This is a genomic window from Variovorax ureilyticus (genome assembly GCF_037889935.1).
GTDB lineage: Bacteria > Pseudomonadota > Gammaproteobacteria > Burkholderiales > Burkholderiaceae_C > Variovorax > Variovorax ureilyticus.
This window is the reverse complement of the sequence record NZ_JBBKZU010000014.1, coordinates 175,670-191,031: the sequence shown is the minus strand read 5'-3', so window position 1 is coordinate 191,031 and position 15,362 is coordinate 175,670. Positions and strand designations below refer to the sequence as shown.

The following is a 15,362-nucleotide window of genomic DNA, read 5'->3' as shown; positions in this document are numbered from 1 at the left end:
CGCGCGCCTGGCGATCGCCGCGGAGGCCTGACAGATCAATAATGCAACCCTCGTCCTGCCTGGAGGAATTTGAGTGTCCACGGGTGGGGGAGTTTGAAGTGTCGATCGGGGCCTTGTCCAACTCGTCGATCAGGAAGATTGGATTGGCATGCTCACCGAGAGCGATCGCCTCGAAAATGATGCCTGGCACGGCCGTGCTCCAATGGCGCTCGCTCCCGAGTAGGAGCGCCGTGGTCTGTGCGTTCTCCATCGACTGCCGCCGAATCGGCGTGCCGAGCGCCGTCGCCAGTTCGTGCGCGAAGCACGTCTTGCCGATTCCCGGGGCACCCCAGATGTGCAGGGGTGGGATCACCAGCGCTTTCCTGCTCTTCACCGAAAGCGCGACCTGACCGGCAACGAAGTCCGTCACGGGACGGAAGTGTGGGTGGCGCTGATACAAGTCCTGGAGCGACTGCTTCCATGCCGAAGGCGCGAAGGCGGGATTTGCGACGGCTCGCAGGGCTCCTTTGCCGACCAGTTTGTCAAGCATCTCCCGTTCTCGTTTTTGGCTCTCGCGATCCCGCATGGATGCGATCTTCTTGCTGACGCGGAGCAGTTCCTTCGATGACAGCACAGGATGACGCTTGGCCCGATCGCGGCTCCGGACGCCGCGCTCAAATGCTCTGGCCAAGGCCGCCTCGTCAACCTCTTTGCTGTTCGAGGTAGGCGGAGGCTTGGCCGCCACTTGATTTGCTGATCTGAACCGCGCGTTCTCCTCCTCGATGCGTTGCCGACGCCTCGCCTCCGTCGCTTCAGAAAGGCCGTTCGCGAGACCTGTCGGAAGGATTACCCACTTTTGACACGCTCGGTCCAGAACGTCCGAAAAGCGGACGCACATGAAACCGAGAGGCATTGCGATATCACCTTGGCTGAACGCGTCCCGCTCCATCTCATCTCTCCTCCCATTCGATTGCCTCACGCCACAATCCTTCAAGGCCCTCCTCGTCGCTGGCGTTCAGAAACTCGGGCTGATGACGGTCGCACAATGGCAAATCGCGACCAAAGTAGTTCCGCCTCCTCGAATGCGCCCCGCAAACCATGCATGCCTCCGCGGATAGTCGCTCCGCATCAAGTACGACGCAGTCGATGTAGCGGACGAGGTCGTCCGCTCGTGCGTGGGTGTTCAAGACCACCGCCCTCCTCGACGAATTGGCGAGATCGATCACGAACCGTGACCGTTCGCCCAGCGCATAGAAAAGCGCCGCAACGCCATCCTCTTCCTCGATACGGACCCATCGGAACCCCAAACCTCTGAATTCCACCGCCTGCTGAATTTCGCGGCACGCGGCGGCCAGGATCGGGTTCCAACCTCGATAGAGCGTGATCCCGGCATGAGGACCGCTGAACATTGCTGGAAAGCGCGACCTCGCGGAGACAGGTCTGGCGCTTCTTCGCTGCCCGATCGCCGGCCAAGGCACGAAGGCGATCTCGATGGGACGCTGGGGGCGAGCAGTCCCAGCAGGAAGTCGATGCGTGTCCATGCCAATACCTCCGCCACGTCCACAACGTGTTGCGTTTCGGCTCCCGGAGGCTCTCCTCACGCGCCGGTTTCGCGGGGGAAAGTCGTCCGCAGCTTGACAAACCGGTCCTCGTAGCATAGATGCTAGTGCATAAATGCACAAAATGGCTTTGTGACAGACGGTCTCAAAGCATCTGGAAGCCAGCGTGAATCGCCAGAGCTTCCGCCTCTCTTTCACTAGAAAACAGGCCAGATCTTTCGCCGGCCTTTCGCGGGATTGGCATCTGGCAGATCGGCGAGATCTCCAGCATGTCAGACCTCGTTTTGTAGCAACTATGCGAGTGCATAAATGCGTCGCAGCGGAGAGATTCGCTGCATGCGTAACCCACCCGATCCGGCGTTACTCCGGGCGGTTGCAGCGGAGCTCAAGGCGCGCCGCACGGCTCTTGGCCTGAATCAGGAAGGGCTCGCATTTGCAGCAGGCGTTGACAGGACATTCGTGGCCCGTCTGGAGAACTGTTCGACCTCGCCTTCGCTGGGAACACTTTTTCGCCTCTCGACCGGGCTGGAGACGGACCCCGGTGAACTCGTGAGCGCGATCGCGAAGCGGTACAGGAGGGAACACCGGGCTGCGGTCGTTTTGGCATCGGTTCGACATGCGTCCAAGAAGACCGAGCACGCTTCGAAGAAGCCGAGCGGGTGACCTTGCGCCGGCCGCTGCAAAATCTCGTCATCATGATCACCGAGCCAGGAAAGCTTTCCGACGAAGATCTCCTCGACCGCGCGCACCAGCTCCGGCTGCTGGCCTTGCGCGGTCACGTGGAAGCCGGCGGACCTGCCCACGATCACGAACGGGAGGTGCGGCGGCGCTTTGGCAGTGGGACCACGATGCAGGCGGCGCTGGAGTCTCATGCTCCTCCGCGTAAGCGCCCGCTCTGGCGGTTCTGGTAGTCACGCTTCCCAAAATAACTTGCGCCCTGCTGGCGCTCAGCCGTCGGCAAGGGCACGCACTCGGACTAGCGGATGCGCAACCGACACTTCTCGCAATCGCTGAGCCAAGACCCGCGCCGTGTTGCGCAGTTCGACAAGGGCCCGGGTGATTGCAGCCCGCTTGTAAAGCGCCTGGGTTTCTCGCCGCAGCGCCGCGGTGCGATGCCAACTCTTCGAGCTGGTCCCCAGAATGCATGATGCAAGGAGGTTCCACATCAGAGCAGGTGACAGATTGCCGGCGTCGGAGGCGGTGGAAAGACCACATGCGCGAGCGCAGCGCGCGGATCGTCCTTGGTGACCGCAATGGCGCTCAGCCATGTCCGCCTCGACGAGAGGAGGTCGTGAACAAAGCCGCCCAATCCAAGTTGCCTGCATCATATGCGACGACTTCTAGATGTGCGTCCCTAAGAGCAGTGGCAATCAAGACGGTGTTCCTTCTGAGATGGAAGTTTTCGTCTTGAAATGAGATCACTCAATCGCCTTGGCCATGTCCTCCACGACCTTCTTGGCGTCGCCGAAGACCATCATGGTCTTGTCCATGTAGAACAGTTCGTTGTCCAGCCCCGCGTAGCCGGCGGCCATGCTGCGCTTGTTCACGATCACCGTCTTGGCCTTGTAGGCCTCCAGGATCGGCATGCCGTAGATGGGCGTTCCCTTCTGCAAGGCCGCCGGGTTCACCACGTCGTTGGCCCCCAGGATGATCGCCACGTCGGCCTGGCCGAACTCGCCGTTGATGTCTTCCATCTCGAAGACCTGGTCGTAGGGCACCTCGGCTTCGGCCAGCAGCACGTTCATGTGCCCCGGCATGCGCCCGGCCACCGGGTGGATCGCGTACTTCACGGTCACGCCCTTGTGCGTGAGCTTCTCGGCCAGCTCGTTCACTGCGTGCTGCGCCCGGGCGACTGCGAGACCGTAGCCCGGCACGATGATCACGGTGTCCGCGTTGGACAGCATGAAGGCCGCGTCGTCGGCGCTGCCGCTCTTGACCGGGCGCTGCTCCTTGGCGCCGGTGGCGGCACTGGCCGCCTCGCCGCCGAAGCCGCCCAGGATCACGCTGAAGAACGAGCGGTTCATCGCCTTGCACATGATGTACGAGAGGATCGCACCGGAGGAGCCCACCAGGGACCCCGCCACGATCAGCATCGCGTTGTTCAGGCTGAAGCCGATGCCCGCGGCGGCCCAGCCCGAGTAGCTGTTGAGCATCGACACCACCACCGGCATGTCCGCCCCGCCGATCGGGATGATGATCAGCACCCCCATCACGAAGGCCAGGATCACCATCAAGAGGAACGCGAGCCAGCTCTCGGTGGCCATGTAGACCAGGCCCAGGCCGATGGTCACCAGGCCCAGCACGAGGTTGAGCAGGTGCTGGCCCTTGAACTGCACCGGCGCGCCCTGGAAGAGGCGGAACTTGTACTTGCCCGAGAGCTTGCCGAAGGCGATGACCGAGCCGCTGAAGGTGATCGCGCCGATGGCCGCACCGAGGAACAGCTCCAGCCGGTTGCCCGCGGGAATCGCATAGCGCAGGAAGCCGTCGATGATCGCGGCGCCCTCGGGCGTCTGCACGCCCACGGCCGCCGGCACCGGCGGCGGGGTGATGCCGAAGGCCCAGGGCTCGACCACCGCCGCCACCGCGATGAACACGGCCCCCAGACCGATCATGCTGTGGAAGAAGGCCACCAACTCGGGCATCTGCGTCATCTCGACGGTCTTGGCACGGTAGGCGCCGTAGCCGCCGCCCACCACCAGCCCCAGCAGCACCCAGGCCATGCCGAGGGCCTTGCCGCCCGAGAGCTGCACGATCAGCGCCGCGGTGGTCAGGATGGCGATGGCCATGCCGACCATGCCGAAGATGTTGCCCCGGATCGAGGTGGTGGGGTGGGAGAGGCCCTTGAGGGACTGGATGAAGCAGACCGAGGCGATCAGGTACAGCAGCGTGACGACGTTCATCGACATGTCAGTGGCCCTCCGCCTTGGCAGCGGCAGCCGGTGCCTTCTTGTCCTTCTTCTTGAACATCTCCAGCATGCGCCGGGTCACGAGGAAGCCGCCGAAGACGTTCACCGCCGCCAGCGCCACGGCCAGCACGCCCATGGTCTTGCCCAGGGCCGATTCGGTGAGCGCCGCCGCCAGCATCGCGCCGACGATGACGATGGCGGAAATGGCGTTGGTCACGGCCATCAGCGGCGTGTGCAGCGCCGGCGTGACGGTCCACACCACGTGGTAGCCCACGTAGATGGCCAGCACGAAGATGATGAGGTTGATGACGGTGTGGGATACGGGATCCATGAGCTTCTTCTCCTCTTGTTCGTCTACTTCTTCGTGACCTGGCCGTCCTGCGTCATGCGGCAGGCGGCGACGATGTCGTCCTCGAGGTCGATCTTGATGCCGCCTTCCTTGGGCAGCACGAGCTTGAGGAAGTCCAGCACGTTGCGCGCGTACAGCGACGAAGCGTCGGCCGCGACCAGCGCCGGCAGGTTCGTCTCGCCCACGAGCGTGACGCCGTGCTTGATGACGGTGGCGCCGGGCTCGGTCAGCGGGCAGTTGCCGCCCTGCGGGGCCGCCAGGTCGACGATGACGCTCCCGGGCTTCATGGCCTTGACCATCTCCTCGGTCACGAGCACGGGCGCGGGGCGCCCGGGGATCAGCGCGGTGGTGATGACCACGTCCGCCAGCGCCACGCGCTTGGCGACTTCCCCCTTCTGGCGATCGAGCCAGCTCTGGGGCATCGGGCGGGCATAGCCGCCGACGCCTTCGGCGGCTTCCTTCTCCTCGGCGGTTTCATACGGCACGTCGATGAACTTGGCGCCGAGCGACTCGACCTGTTCCTTGACCGAGGGGCGCACGTCCGAGGCCTCGATGACGGCCCCGAGGCGCTTGGCGGTGGCAATGGCCTGCAGGCCCGCCACGCCCACGCCCAGGATCACGACGCGCGCCGCCTTCACGGTGCCGGCCGCGGTCATCAGCATCGGGAAGAAGCGCTGGTACTTGTCGGCGGCCATCATGACGGCCTTGTAGCCGGCGATGTTGGCCTGCGAGGACAGCACGTCCATGCTCTGCGCGCGCGTGGTGCGCGGGGCGGCTTCGAGGGCAAACGAGGTGAGGCCGGCAGTGGCCAGGCGCTGCAGGCCCGCGGCATCGAAGGGGTTGAGCATGCCGACCAGGACCGTCCCAGGCTTCATCAGCGCCAGCTCCGATTCGGAAGGCGAGCGCACCTTCAGCACGATCTCGCAGCCCAAGGCGCCCGCGGCATCGGTGATCTGCGCGCCCGCGGCCTCGTAGGCCCCATCGGTCACGCTGGCAACGGTGCCCGCTCCCGATTGCACTCGCACGGTGTGGCCCTGCGCGGCCAGTTTCTTCGCGGTTTCCGCCGTGACGGCCACTCGGGTTTCGCCTGGCACAGTTTCGGCCGGCACGCCTATGAGCATGAAGGTTCCTTGGATGTGATGAGACGAGACGACACCCGGCGCTCGCGCCGCGTGTCGTGCGTCGGATTGAATCGTCGCCGTGGGCCGGCGACGTGAGTCACTTAGACGGTCGCGCCAACCTGATAAAGCTCAACCCTGGTTCCGTCCGGATCGGACACGTAGATCGTCAGCCCATAGGGCCCGTCGTGCAAATCCTGCTGGAACTCGACGTCCGCCTTCTTCAGCCGCTCCCGCAAGGCGCGGACATCATTGACCTCGAAGGCCATGTGATCGATCTGCCGGTGGGCTGGCGCGCGCCCGCCGACGATCGCGATGCCCTGATGAAAGGCGGTGAACGGCCGGCCGTCGGCCAATGGCTTCGCGGGCCGAATAGAGAAGCCGAGCTGGTTCACGTAGAAGGACGTTGAGCGCTCCACGTCCTGCACCATCAGCAGCATGTGGCCATAGCCGAGCGTGCGCGGCGCGGATTTCGCGTCGATCCAGTTGCGCATCTCCTTCGAGTCCGACAGCTCGCAGAAGTATTGCCTCCAGACCTGCTTCGCAGTTTCCTCCCACTCCCCGTTGACGCCGGAAATGCAATCATTCAGCGCGACGACGTCATAGTCGCGCAGATAGGCCTCGCGAATGCTGGTCTCGACACACGCGTTCGTCGTGGTTCCGGCCACGAAAAGTGTCCGGGTGCCCAGCATCTTCAACATCATCTCGAGGCGTGTCTCGTAGAAGGCGCCGAAGCGATGCTTGCGAATGACATAGGACGGGTTGAAGGCGGCGAGCGGCTTCAACTCCTCGACGATCTCCTCGTCCCAGCTGCCGGCGAGCGCCGAGACCTGCTTGCGGCGAGTGGTGTGGCCGGCGAGCTTCTTGCGGGCGCGACTTGCGTCCACCGTAAAGTGCTCCTGCACGGTCCAGATCACAGGGATGCCGGCCGACTGGCAACGCGGGATGAGTTCCGCCAGCGCGGGCACGATCGACGACAGGCGTTTCGTATCGACACCGGAAATACCAAGCGTTCCCTTGTCATGGATGAACGCATTCTGGAGGTCGATGACCAGGAGTGCCGACGTCCGGGGGTCGAGTTCATCGAGATTCATCACTTCTCCTCCATGTCGATGCCGAGCACGCCGTTGCGCCCCCAACTGTCCTTGGGCGTGTCGTGAATCACGACGTGAAGGTGATCGGGCTTGCAGCCGGCGTGTTCGACCATGGCCTGCGTGATGGCCTTGACCAGATTGCGCTTCTGGTCGACCGTGCGGCCTTCCCACATTTCGACGACAACGAATGGCATGTCAGTGCTCCTTAGGTTGAATTCCAGCCCAGCGCGGGACGGGCGGCGAGAAGCCCGTGACGAAGTCGTTGCCCGCACGGTCTTCACCGCGCACGAGCCAGAGCGGTCGGGCGGCATGATTGATGAGTGGTTGTTCTTCCATGGCGATCCAGTTGGCGGGCGCGCGCGCGTCGCGCACGAAGCTGCTGCTCGCCGGCATGTAGCGGATCACATAGAGAGGCTCGCGTGGATCGAATGGTGGCAGGCCTGTCGCGACGCATCTCAGATCCAGGCACACCACCGGCTGGCTTCGTTGCGGTGCCACGAGGACCACTGCGCCCTGCAGCGGTGCGACCGGCCAGTAGCGGCCTTCGCGACCTTCACGCACAAAGCGCAGATAGAAGGCCGCCTCGAGATGAAGCTCGGAATCCCACAGCACGATGTCGCTGCCGATCGTCGCTGCCACCTGATCCACGATGACCGGGTCTTCGCACAAGTCGAGGAAGCGCCATGCATCCGTGAGCGCCGCCGTATGGCCCCACGGATTGTGGAGGCCGGACAGCCGCTCCAGCCGCGGGCGCGGACGGAGCGCGGCGAGTTCCAGCACCGCCTCGTGCAGCTCTTCGATGCGCTGCGTCAAGCTCCGGGTGCGGGGCGCCACCCCGCCCTTCACGGCTTCTCGCAGGCCGGTTTCCATGATCAGGAAGGACGCGAGAGGCAGCGGCCGCGACCGAAGAGGCTCTCGTCGATCTCGCCGTTCTCGTAGACAACAGCGCCGCGGGACACGGTAAGCACGGGCCAGCCCTTGAGCTTCCAGCCTTCGTAGATGCAGGTACCCTTTCCGGTGTGGTGGACGGTGCGCTCTTCGTCCAGGTCGACCAGGACCAGATCGGCGTCGAAGCCGACCTCGATGTTGCCTTTGCGCGGCCACAGCCCGAAGCGCCGCGCGGGATTGGCCGAGTTGAGTTGCACCAGTCTCGACAGCGGCAAGCCGCGCTGATGCACGCCGAAGTGCAGCATCAGCGACAGCTCCCACGGAAAGGAAACGACGCCCGGCAGCTCCGACCAGAGATCCTCCAGCTTCTTGGGAAAGAAAGGCACATGGTCGGTGCCGAGGCTGTAGACCGAGCCGTTCATCACGCCGCGCCACAGGCCCTCCTGCTCTTCCTTGTCGCGCAGCGGCGGCGAGATCTTGGCGCGCATGTCGAGGTCGCTGTCGTAGGCCGTGCGGGTGAGATAGTGCTGGCAGGTCTCGACGGTGACGTGCACACCCCGCGCCTGCGCTTCAGCGGCGAGCACGGGCCCCATCCCGACCGACGTATGGACCAGGTGCAACGAACAGCCCGTTCGCTCCGCGAGGAAGATCATGCGGCGGATCGTCTCGACCTCGCAGAAGGCCGGGCGCGATTCGGTATAGGCGCCGAGATCCTGCCGACCCGTCGCCTTGATCTCGTTCTTCATCCAGGAGGCGATCTGCGTGTTCTCGCAGTGGACATTGATCAGCGCGCCCGGGATCTTCGAGAGGATGCGCATCGCGGCATACACCCAGCCATCCGTCGCGGGGACGATGCCGATCGGGTTGTCGGGCTCGTAGCCGAAGTAGCACTTGAACGAACGCACGCCGGTCTTCGCGGCGATCTCCGGGATCTCGGCGATGTGCTCTTCGCGCTGGATCCCGAAGTGGAAGCCGAAGTCGATGATCGAGTTCTCTTCGCCGAGGGCCTTGCGTTCCTCGTAGAAAGGCAGATAGGAAGGCTTGAGATTGCGGATGTACAGCAAGGCCGTCGTCACACCGCCCGAGGCCGCGGCCGCTGTCTCCGTTCGCATGTCTTCCGCATACGGATACTTGACCCCCAGATGGCAATGCGGATCGATCACGCCGGGCATCAGCACGCGGCCGCCGGCGTCGATTTCGCGATGCCCCTTGGGCAGGGCGCTGTCGGCACCGGTCAGGACGATCTTGCCGTCCTTCACGGCGACACCGCCATGGAACTCCCCATCGTGGCGAACCACGCGGGCATTGCGAATCACCAGGTCGGCGCTCATTGCTTCTCCTTCAAGATGTTGTCGATGCGGCGATGCACGCCGCTCCATTGGCTGCGGCCGACGGTGATGGGTGCGCGCGCGCCGAGTCCACGGGCCCAGACGAACTTGAGCCCGAGCGCCTGCGCCGCATCGCGGTCGATGCCGCCGGGCGGCGCCGCAAGATCGACGAGCAAGGCATGCCGGGGCAAGGTCTCGAGCAGTTCACGTCCGAGCACGCGGGCCGGCACGCTGGCGATGACGATGTCCGTGTCCGGAAGCACCTTGGCCAGATCGGACAGCTCATGCGATTCGGCCCCGGCGGCGTGGGCCGCGGCGCGTTGCACCGCGTTGCGCGCGGCAACGTGCACGTGTGCACCCAGGGCCAGCAAGGTGTGGGTGACCAGCGAGCCGATCGTGCCCTGCCCCACCAGGCAGACCTTCGCCTTGTGGATGGTGATGTCGGTGTTCTCGATCAGCACCTTGAGCATGCCCTCGACGATCGCGGGGCCGCGCAGAAGCATCAGGTCTTCGTCCCACTCGTACTCGTGCAGGGTGATGCCGAGCGTCTCGCAATGGGCCTTGAGCTTGGGATCCGCCCATCCGAGGATGATGTGCCCCGGGCGGCGCATGCCGGACAGCATCTCGCGGTCCGGGATGATGCGTTCGGCGCATTGCGGCGCGAAGAGCGCACCGTCCGGCGCAATCCCGGGAATGGGGAAGAGCGCAATGTCGGCCCCTTCCAGCGCCTCCCTCGGGTTGGACACGTGGTTGACGCCTGCAATGCCTTCCTCAGGCCACGGAAAGCCATAGGCGCGCACCTGGGCGCCGGCAGCCACCGCGCAGCGGGCAATCTCCTGCTCGCGGCGATCCCCGCCCATGATCGCAATAACGACTTGATCCCAGTTCATGACGACCTCACGCGTTGAAGAAGTTCGGATTTGGACAGGCCCGCGATGCCCATCGCCTCGGCGGTGCGTCCGCCCTTGCCGTAGTCGACGCCGACCACCGCCTGGGCGAGCGTGAAGAGCGAGCGGGCGACCGGCGTGGCCACACCAGCGATCGCGGCGAGTTCGAGGAAGGGAAGAAGGCCGTGCCCGAAGTCCTCCCGGTAGTACCTGTGCTGCAGCGAATCGGGGCCCTTGATGCGCTTGTTGGCCTCGCCGCCCGCGATTGCGGCCACGAAGTCCTGCGCATCCGTGACGGACGATTCCACCGTGCCGATCAGCTTCATTTCCTCGACGAGGTTGGGCAGCCGATGGCCGAAGGCCGCCGCCACGGCCAGCCGCTCGTCGTCGAGTGCGCGCATGGTTCGAGCAACGCCGGGCGTCATGGCCTGCACGTAGAACGTGAAGTCGCCGTGCGTGGCCTCGACCCAGGCTGCGGCGAGGACTGCACCCGGCGGATGCAACACGAGGTTGGCATTCGCGAGCGCCGAGGCGAGAACGTCGCCGACCGGCTCCGCACCCGGAAACAGCTCGCAAGCCACTGCCAGTGCCGCGTCACCGCCGGGCAGCGCCGCCGCGCGCACCTGGCGCGCGCGGCCGGTCACGGTCACGCTGTCGGGCTGGTACTTGCGGGCGACATATGTGAGGGTGGAGAACTCGGCGATCGGCGGCAGATCGGCGCGCACGCTCCGATAGGCATGCGCGAACTCGAGCGCGCCTCCGGTGTGCCCCGGATTGAGGACCACCGGGCGATTCGCCGGCCAGCGCGCCGCGGCGAGTGCACGCGCAACCGGCGCGTGCGAAAAGGTCGGCAGCGTCACCACGGCTGCGTCGGCGCCCTTGATGGCTTCGGCGAGGTTGGCCGTGATCAGGGCCGGGCGGGCGATGCCTTCGCCGAGCACCCCTTCGTGGCGCACTCCACCGAGCGTCTGGAACCGCTCGAGTGTTTCGGGAGAGCGGTTCCAGAGAACGACCTCGTGTCCGGCGAGCGTGAGCTCGGCCACCGCCGCGGCCCCACCGGCGCCGGCGCCCAGTATGGATACTTTCATTGTTGCCTCTGTCTGGTCAGTGCGCGACGAGCACGCCCTTGGCTTCGAACATTTCACGCACCTGCCGCACGTAGTGCTGGAAGGCCGGGTCCTCGTGGATGCCGCTCCACCGGCGCGGCCTCGGGATGTCGATCGCGAGATCGAGATCCACCCTGCCGGGCCGTGGTGACATCACGATCACCCGATCGGCGAGGAACACCGCCTCGTCGATGCCATGCGTGATGAACAGCACGGTGTTGCGCAGCCGAATCCACATGGTTTGCAAATCCATGATCATCTGCTCGCGCGTCAGTGCATCGAGTGCGCCGAAAGGCTCGTCCATCAACAGCAGTCCCGGCTCCTGGATCAGGGCACGGCAGATCGCCACACGTTGACGCATGCCGCCCGAGAGCTCGGAAGGGAACTTGTCGGCGAAGCCCTTGAGCCCGACCTGCGCCAGCAGGTCGCGCGCGCGGTCGGCGTATGCCTTGCGGTCCAATCCCTTGATCTCGATGGGCAGGAGGATGTTGTCGAGAATGCTGCGCCAGTAGAGCAGCAGATCGGACTGGAACACCACGCCGGCTTTCGGATGCGGCCGCACGACGATGTCGCCGTCGATGCCCAGGCGCCCAGAACTCACCGGCGTGAGACCCGCAAGCAGCGACAGCAGCGTGCTCTTGCCACATCCGCTGGGGCCGACGATCGCGACGAAACTGCCGGGCTTGATGTCGAGGTCGACCCGGTCGAGCGCGAGCACGTCTTCGCCCGTGCGCACCTCATAGGACTTGGAGACACCTTCGATGGTGACGGCGGCTGCGCTACTCATCGCGTCGACTCCCCGCGCCGGCTTGCAAGGAGCCTTCCTTCGCGTTGTTCAGGTACATGGCGGATTCCCATCATTTGGCGCTTTCGCGGTGAAACGAAACCTTGCTCTCGACGAGTGCAAGGACGAAATAGAGCAGCACGCCGATCAGCGAGATCGTGACGACGGTCGCGAAATTCAGGGTGGTATCGAACTGCGAGTTCGCCTGCAACTGCAGGTAGCCCAGGCCGCGTTCGGCAGCGATGTACTCGCCGATGATCGCGCCGATGACAGCCAGGGAGATCGCGACCTTGAGCCCACCGAAGATGCTCGGAAGCGCTGCCGGCAGGCGGACTTTGAAGAAGGTCTGTGCCTCAGTCGCCCCCATGGAGCGGACCATGTTGACCAAGCCCTTGTCGAGCGACTGCAGGCCCACCACCGTCGAGATCACGATCGGGAAGAACGAGATCAGGAACGCGAGGCTGATCTTCGGAGCCCACCCGTAGCCCAGGTAGAGCACCAGCAGCGGCGCGAGCGCGATCTTGGGAACCGTCTGCAGCGCCACGAGCAGTGGGTACACCGCACGCTCGAAGACTTTCGAATAGAAGATGGCCAGCGCGAGCGGGATGCCGATCAGAACGCCTGACAGGAAGCCACCCAGCACTTCGAGCAGCGTGATGTACGAGTGGGTCGCCAGCAGGTTGAAGTCCGTCGCCATTCGCTTCGCGATGGCGAGCGGCGTCGGAAGCACGAACTCCGAGAGCCCGGACAGTGGCACGGCAAGCTGCCAGACGAGCAGAACGCCGATCGAGAGCAGCGCGGAGGCGTAACGTTCGAAGAATCTGACGCGCGGCTTCTTCTTCGTGCTTCGGGCAACGGGCATGGCGACGATTGCGGGATGTTTCAGTTCAGTCATGGGTCACCTAAGGCTTTGGCTGGGTCAGCAGGTCGTTGGTGAAGAAGGTGTCCGTCGGCTTCGGCGCGCCAATGGCTTCGTCGGTCTTCAGGAGTTCAAGCGCCTGCGCGATGGTCTGGGGGTCCGTCCACCCGAGCGGCTTGCCGGGTTTCACTTCGATAGCTTCCATGGTGGCGCGCACCTGCGCTTCGATTACTTCCGGCGCGGGGCCGCCCTTCCAAGCTTTGGAGATAGCTGTAGTCGCGGCTTTCGGATCCTTCTTGGTCGCCTCGATGCCCTGATTTACGGCGGCCAGGTAGCGCTTGAGCACGTCAGGCTTTTTCGAAATCGCGGCATTGCTCGAGACTGCGGCCAGCCCGGGGATCGCGAGCCCGTTCTGGGACAGGTCGAGCGTGGGGAATTTCGTGCCGATTCGCGCCTCGATCATCGGGAGATCGTTGTTCTTGTAGACGCTGACGACATCGACCTGCTTCTGCAGGAATTGCGGGACGCGGGATTGCGCATCCATCTGGACCTTTTTCACCTTGGCGCAATCGATGTGATTGACTGCGCAGAAGACCGCCAGATAGGAGGTTCCCGTTTCGCCCACCGAGTGCGCAACCGTCTTGCCTTCGAGGTCCTGGGGCTTGAGCACCGGCTTGTCCGGCTGCGAGATCAGGACGACCGGTGTCTTCGGCTGATAGAGCGCAATGATCCTGACGGGCATGCCCTTTTGAATCGCCGAGACCGCAAAGATGGCCGGCATGATCACGACATCTTCCTGGCCCTGCAGGAGAGCGCCCAAGGCAGCGGGTGCGCCGGCGCCCTCGCCCATACGGACCTCGAGATTGTTGGCCGCGTACATGCCCTGCTCTTGCGCCAGGTACAGATGGGCGTATTCGCCCTTGAGCTTCCAGCTGAAGCGGACGTTGACGTCGTCCGCCGCCCAAGCCGCCGAAGACAGCGCAAACGCCGCCGCAACGGCGGCTGTCCGCATCCCTGAAGTCAATGAACTGGCCGAAAAATGGAAACGCATGGAATACCCGCCATAAAGGTTGAGGAGGTGAACCGGGGCCGAGACTTGCGTGAGCGGCAGACCGGGGCTAGGGTTGGTAATCGCGCATCTGAGTTCTGCTTTTCTTGCTATCTTGATCACGAAGTGTGATCACACGTATAATCGCCAACAACCGGGTTAACCCTCGATCCGTCAAAGCAAACATTCAAAAAGAGAGCGCCATGGAAAAGATCGCCAGCCGCCGTCAATCAGGTACCGCGGAAGAGCCGAGCAAACGGGCACGCGGCAGCGTCCCGGAAGAAGTCTTCCAGAGGCTGCGACGAGGATTGATGGTCGGCGCCTTCGTGCCGGGCCAGGTGATGAGCCTGCGCAAACTGGCTGCCAGCTTCGGCACCAGTCCCATGCCGATCCGCGAGGCGCTCACGCGTCTGGTCGTCATCAATGCGCTGGAAGACACCTCGAGCGGTTCGGTCCGCGTGCCTCGCCTCACGCCCAAGAAGCTCAACGAGCTCTTCGCACTCAGAGAGCTGGTTGAAGGCATGGCTACCGAGATGGCGTGCCGCAACTGCACGCCTGCCTTGCTCAAGTCGCTGAACGCCATCAACGTCGAACTGCTTGATGCGATCGGGAAGCGCAATCTGATCGGCTGCCTGTCGTCCAACCAGCGGTTCCATTTCACGCTTTACGAGGCGGCTGGGTCCGAGGTGATCATGCCGGTCGTGGAGTCCCTCTGGCTGCAATTCGGACCGACCATGTACCTGTCATTGCTCTCGCCCGACATGCCCTGGGATGCGTCCGCGCATGTCGAGATTCTCGAAGGTCTGGAGGCAAGGAAGCCCGCGATCGCCAAGCGGGGCGTACTGCGCGACATTCGAAACACCGCCCAGTCACTCGAACCCGCCCTCGCGGAGCTGGAGCCTGCCAACCTGCTCTCGGCTCCGCTGGACGATCTCTATTTCGGTACCTGAATTGGCAACAGCCCATCACGAAGGACTTGAACAAGCATGACTCAGCAAGGACACGACGCCCGACTCAAGGAACTCGGCATTGAACTGCCCAGTGCAGTGGCCCCTGCGGCCAACTACATCCCCGCTCGCAAGAGCGGCTCGACGATCTATATCGCGGGCCAGGTCCCGAGTGCAGGCGGCAAAGACCAGTACGTCGGCAAAGTCGGAAAGGACGTGTCGGTCGAAGACGCGCAAAAGGCGGCGCGCCTGTGCGCGATCAATATTCTGGCGCAACTGCGCACCGCCCTGGGCGGCAGTCTGGACCGCGTCGTGGGCTGCGTCCGACTGGGTGGCTTCGTCAACGCGACCCCGGAGTTCGGGGAGCATCCCAAGGTCATCAACGGCGCCTCGGACTTCATGGTCGAGGTCTTCGGCGATGCGGGCCGCCACGCGCGCGCCGCCGTCGGCTGCAATTCGCTGCCGCGCAACGTGGCAGTCGAAGTGGATGCCATTTTCGAGATCGCCTGA

Annotated in this window: 18 protein-coding genes; 4 read left to right on the top strand and 14 right to left on the bottom strand. The window is 64.2% G+C overall.

The annotated features are described in order from the left end of the window. Positions 1-928, bottom strand: a 928-nt coding sequence (locus tag WKW77_RS27170) for an AAA family ATPase (RefSeq protein WP_340360009.1), incomplete at its 3' end; no start/stop codon positions are given. 1 nt (position 929) lies between these two features. Continuing rightward, positions 930-1,520, bottom strand: coding sequence for a hypothetical protein (locus WKW77_RS27165; RefSeq protein WP_340360008.1), 591 nt, complete (start codon positions 1,518-1,520; stop codon positions 930-932). Positions 1,521-1,847: 327 nt separating this feature from the next. On the opposite strand from WKW77_RS27165, the gene WKW77_RS27160 reads away from it, so the two are divergent. Together WKW77_RS27160 and WKW77_RS27155 are read left to right on the top strand one after the other, a co-directional pair. Beyond that, positions 1,848-2,201, top strand: coding sequence for a helix-turn-helix domain-containing protein (locus WKW77_RS27160; RefSeq protein ID WP_340360007.1), 354 nt, complete (start codon positions 1,848-1,850; stop codon positions 2,199-2,201). Continuing rightward, on the top strand, positions 2,198-2,449 hold the full coding sequence (locus tag WKW77_RS27155) for a hypothetical protein (protein WP_340360006.1): 252 nt from the start codon (positions 2,198-2,200) through the stop codon (positions 2,447-2,449). Before WKW77_RS27160 ends, WKW77_RS27155 begins: the two co-directional genes overlap by 4 nt. A 507-nt stretch (positions 2,450-2,956) precedes the next feature. Here WKW77_RS27155 and WKW77_RS27150 read toward each other — a convergent pair. The 12 genes from WKW77_RS27150 to WKW77_RS27095 form a co-directional block, all read right to left on the bottom strand. After that, complete coding sequence (locus WKW77_RS27150; RefSeq protein WP_340360005.1) at positions 2,957-4,444, bottom strand: NAD(P)(+) transhydrogenase (Re/Si-specific) subunit beta; 1,488 nt, start codon at positions 4,442-4,444, stop codon at positions 2,957-2,959. 1 nt (position 4,445) lies between these two features. After that, entirely contained in the window at positions 4,446-4,775 is a 330-nt protein-coding gene (locus WKW77_RS27145) for an NAD(P) transhydrogenase subunit alpha part 2 (protein ID WP_093166484.1), read from the bottom strand. A gap of 23 nt (positions 4,776-4,798) precedes the next feature. Next, entirely contained in the window at positions 4,799-5,914 is a 1,116-nt protein-coding gene (locus WKW77_RS27140) for a Re/Si-specific NAD(P)(+) transhydrogenase subunit alpha (protein WP_340360004.1), read from the bottom strand. A gap of 101 nt (positions 5,915-6,015) precedes the next feature. Continuing rightward, a complete protein-coding gene (locus WKW77_RS27135; RefSeq protein ID WP_340360003.1) occupies positions 6,016-7,005 on the bottom strand; it encodes an isochorismatase family protein in 990 nt (329 codons plus the stop codon). After that, a complete protein-coding gene (locus tag WKW77_RS27130) occupies positions 7,005-7,199 on the bottom strand; it encodes a 2-hydroxymuconate tautomerase (RefSeq protein WP_340360002.1) in 195 nt (64 codons plus the stop codon). Before WKW77_RS27130 ends, WKW77_RS27135 begins: the two co-directional genes overlap by 1 nt. 1 nt (position 7,200) lies before the next feature. Further along, positions 7,201-7,818: a hypothetical protein gene (locus tag WKW77_RS27125; RefSeq protein ID WP_340360001.1), complete on the bottom strand. Its 618-nt coding sequence runs from the start codon at positions 7,816-7,818 to the stop codon at positions 7,201-7,203. A gap of 59 nt (positions 7,819-7,877) precedes the next feature. Continuing rightward, positions 7,878-9,224, bottom strand: a complete 1,347-nt coding sequence (locus tag WKW77_RS27120) for a dihydroorotase (protein WP_340360000.1) — start codon at positions 9,222-9,224, stop codon at positions 7,878-7,880. Further along, entirely contained in the window at positions 9,221-10,111 is an 891-nt protein-coding gene (locus tag WKW77_RS27115; RefSeq protein ID WP_340359999.1) for a dipicolinate synthase subunit DpsA, read from the bottom strand. The genes WKW77_RS27120 and WKW77_RS27115 overlap by 4 nt, the downstream gene beginning before the upstream one ends. Beyond that, positions 10,108-11,196, bottom strand: a complete 1,089-nt coding sequence (locus WKW77_RS27110; protein ID WP_340359998.1) for an NAD/NADP octopine/nopaline dehydrogenase family protein — start codon at positions 11,194-11,196, stop codon at positions 10,108-10,110. Before WKW77_RS27110 ends, WKW77_RS27115 begins: the two co-directional genes overlap by 4 nt. Before the next feature lie 16 nt (positions 11,197-11,212). Next, on the bottom strand, positions 11,213-12,001 hold the full coding sequence (locus tag WKW77_RS27105; RefSeq protein WP_340359997.1) for an ABC transporter ATP-binding protein: 789 nt from the start codon (positions 11,999-12,001) through the stop codon (positions 11,213-11,215). A 70-nt stretch (positions 12,002-12,071) separates the two neighbouring features. Further along, a complete protein-coding gene (locus WKW77_RS27100) occupies positions 12,072-12,893 on the bottom strand; it encodes an ABC transporter permease (protein ID WP_340359996.1) in 822 nt (273 codons plus the stop codon). Positions 12,894-12,900: 7 nt separating this feature from the next. After that, positions 12,901-14,028, bottom strand: a complete 1,128-nt coding sequence (locus WKW77_RS27095; protein ID WP_340359995.1) for an ABC transporter substrate-binding protein — start codon at positions 14,026-14,028, stop codon at positions 12,901-12,903. Between the two features lie 80 nt (positions 14,029-14,108). On the opposite strand from WKW77_RS27095, the gene WKW77_RS27090 reads away from it, so the two are divergent. Next, entirely contained in the window at positions 14,109-14,855 is a 747-nt protein-coding gene (locus WKW77_RS27090; protein ID WP_340359994.1) for a GntR family transcriptional regulator, read from the top strand. A 36-nt stretch (positions 14,856-14,891) separates the two neighbouring features. After that, on the top strand, positions 14,892-15,362 hold the full coding sequence (locus WKW77_RS27085; protein WP_340359993.1) for a RidA family protein: 471 nt from the start codon (positions 14,892-14,894) through the stop codon (positions 15,360-15,362).

Excerpts from the sequence above, each read along its gene's own strand:
- WKW77_RS27105 (WP_340359997.1), bottom strand. The coding sequence starts at position 12,001 with ATGAGTAGCGCAGCCGCCGTCACCATCGAAGGTGTCTCCAAGTCCTAT.
- WKW77_RS27085 (WP_340359993.1), top strand. The coding sequence starts at position 14,892 with ATGACTCAGCAAGGACACGACGCCCGACTCAAGGAACTCGGCATTGAA.
- WKW77_RS27135 (WP_340360003.1), bottom strand. The coding sequence starts at position 7,005 with ATGAATCTCGATGAACTCGACCCCCGGACGTCGGCACTCCTGGTCATC.
- WKW77_RS27090 (WP_340359994.1), top strand. The coding sequence starts at position 14,109 with ATGGAAAAGATCGCCAGCCGCCGTCAATCAGGTACCGCGGAAGAGCCG.
- WKW77_RS27120 (WP_340360000.1), bottom strand. The coding sequence starts at position 9,224 with ATGAGCGCCGACCTGGTGATTCGCAATGCCCGCGTGGTTCGCCACGAT.
- WKW77_RS27100 (WP_340359996.1), bottom strand. The coding sequence starts at position 12,893 with ATGACTGAACTGAAACATCCCGCAATCGTCGCCATGCCCGTTGCCCGA.
- WKW77_RS27140 (WP_340360004.1), bottom strand. The coding sequence starts at position 5,914 with ATGCTCATAGGCGTGCCGGCCGAAACTGTGCCAGGCGAAACCCGAGTG.
- WKW77_RS27165 (WP_340360008.1), bottom strand. The coding sequence starts at position 1,520 with ATGGACACGCATCGACTTCCTGCTGGGACTGCTCGCCCCCAGCGTCCC.
- WKW77_RS27150 (WP_340360005.1), bottom strand. The coding sequence starts at position 4,444 with ATGTCGATGAACGTCGTCACGCTGCTGTACCTGATCGCCTCGGTCTGC.
- WKW77_RS27110 (WP_340359998.1), bottom strand. The coding sequence starts at position 11,196 with ATGAAAGTATCCATACTGGGCGCCGGCGCCGGTGGGGCCGCGGCGGTG.
- WKW77_RS27160 (WP_340360007.1), top strand. The coding sequence starts at position 1,848 with ATGCGTCGCAGCGGAGAGATTCGCTGCATGCGTAACCCACCCGATCCG.
- WKW77_RS27130 (WP_340360002.1), bottom strand. The coding sequence starts at position 7,199 with ATGCCATTCGTTGTCGTCGAAATGTGGGAAGGCCGCACGGTCGACCAG.
- WKW77_RS27115 (WP_340359999.1), bottom strand. The coding sequence starts at position 10,111 with ATGAACTGGGATCAAGTCGTTATTGCGATCATGGGCGGGGATCGCCGC.
- WKW77_RS27145 (WP_093166484.1), bottom strand. The coding sequence starts at position 4,775 with ATGGATCCCGTATCCCACACCGTCATCAACCTCATCATCTTCGTGCTG.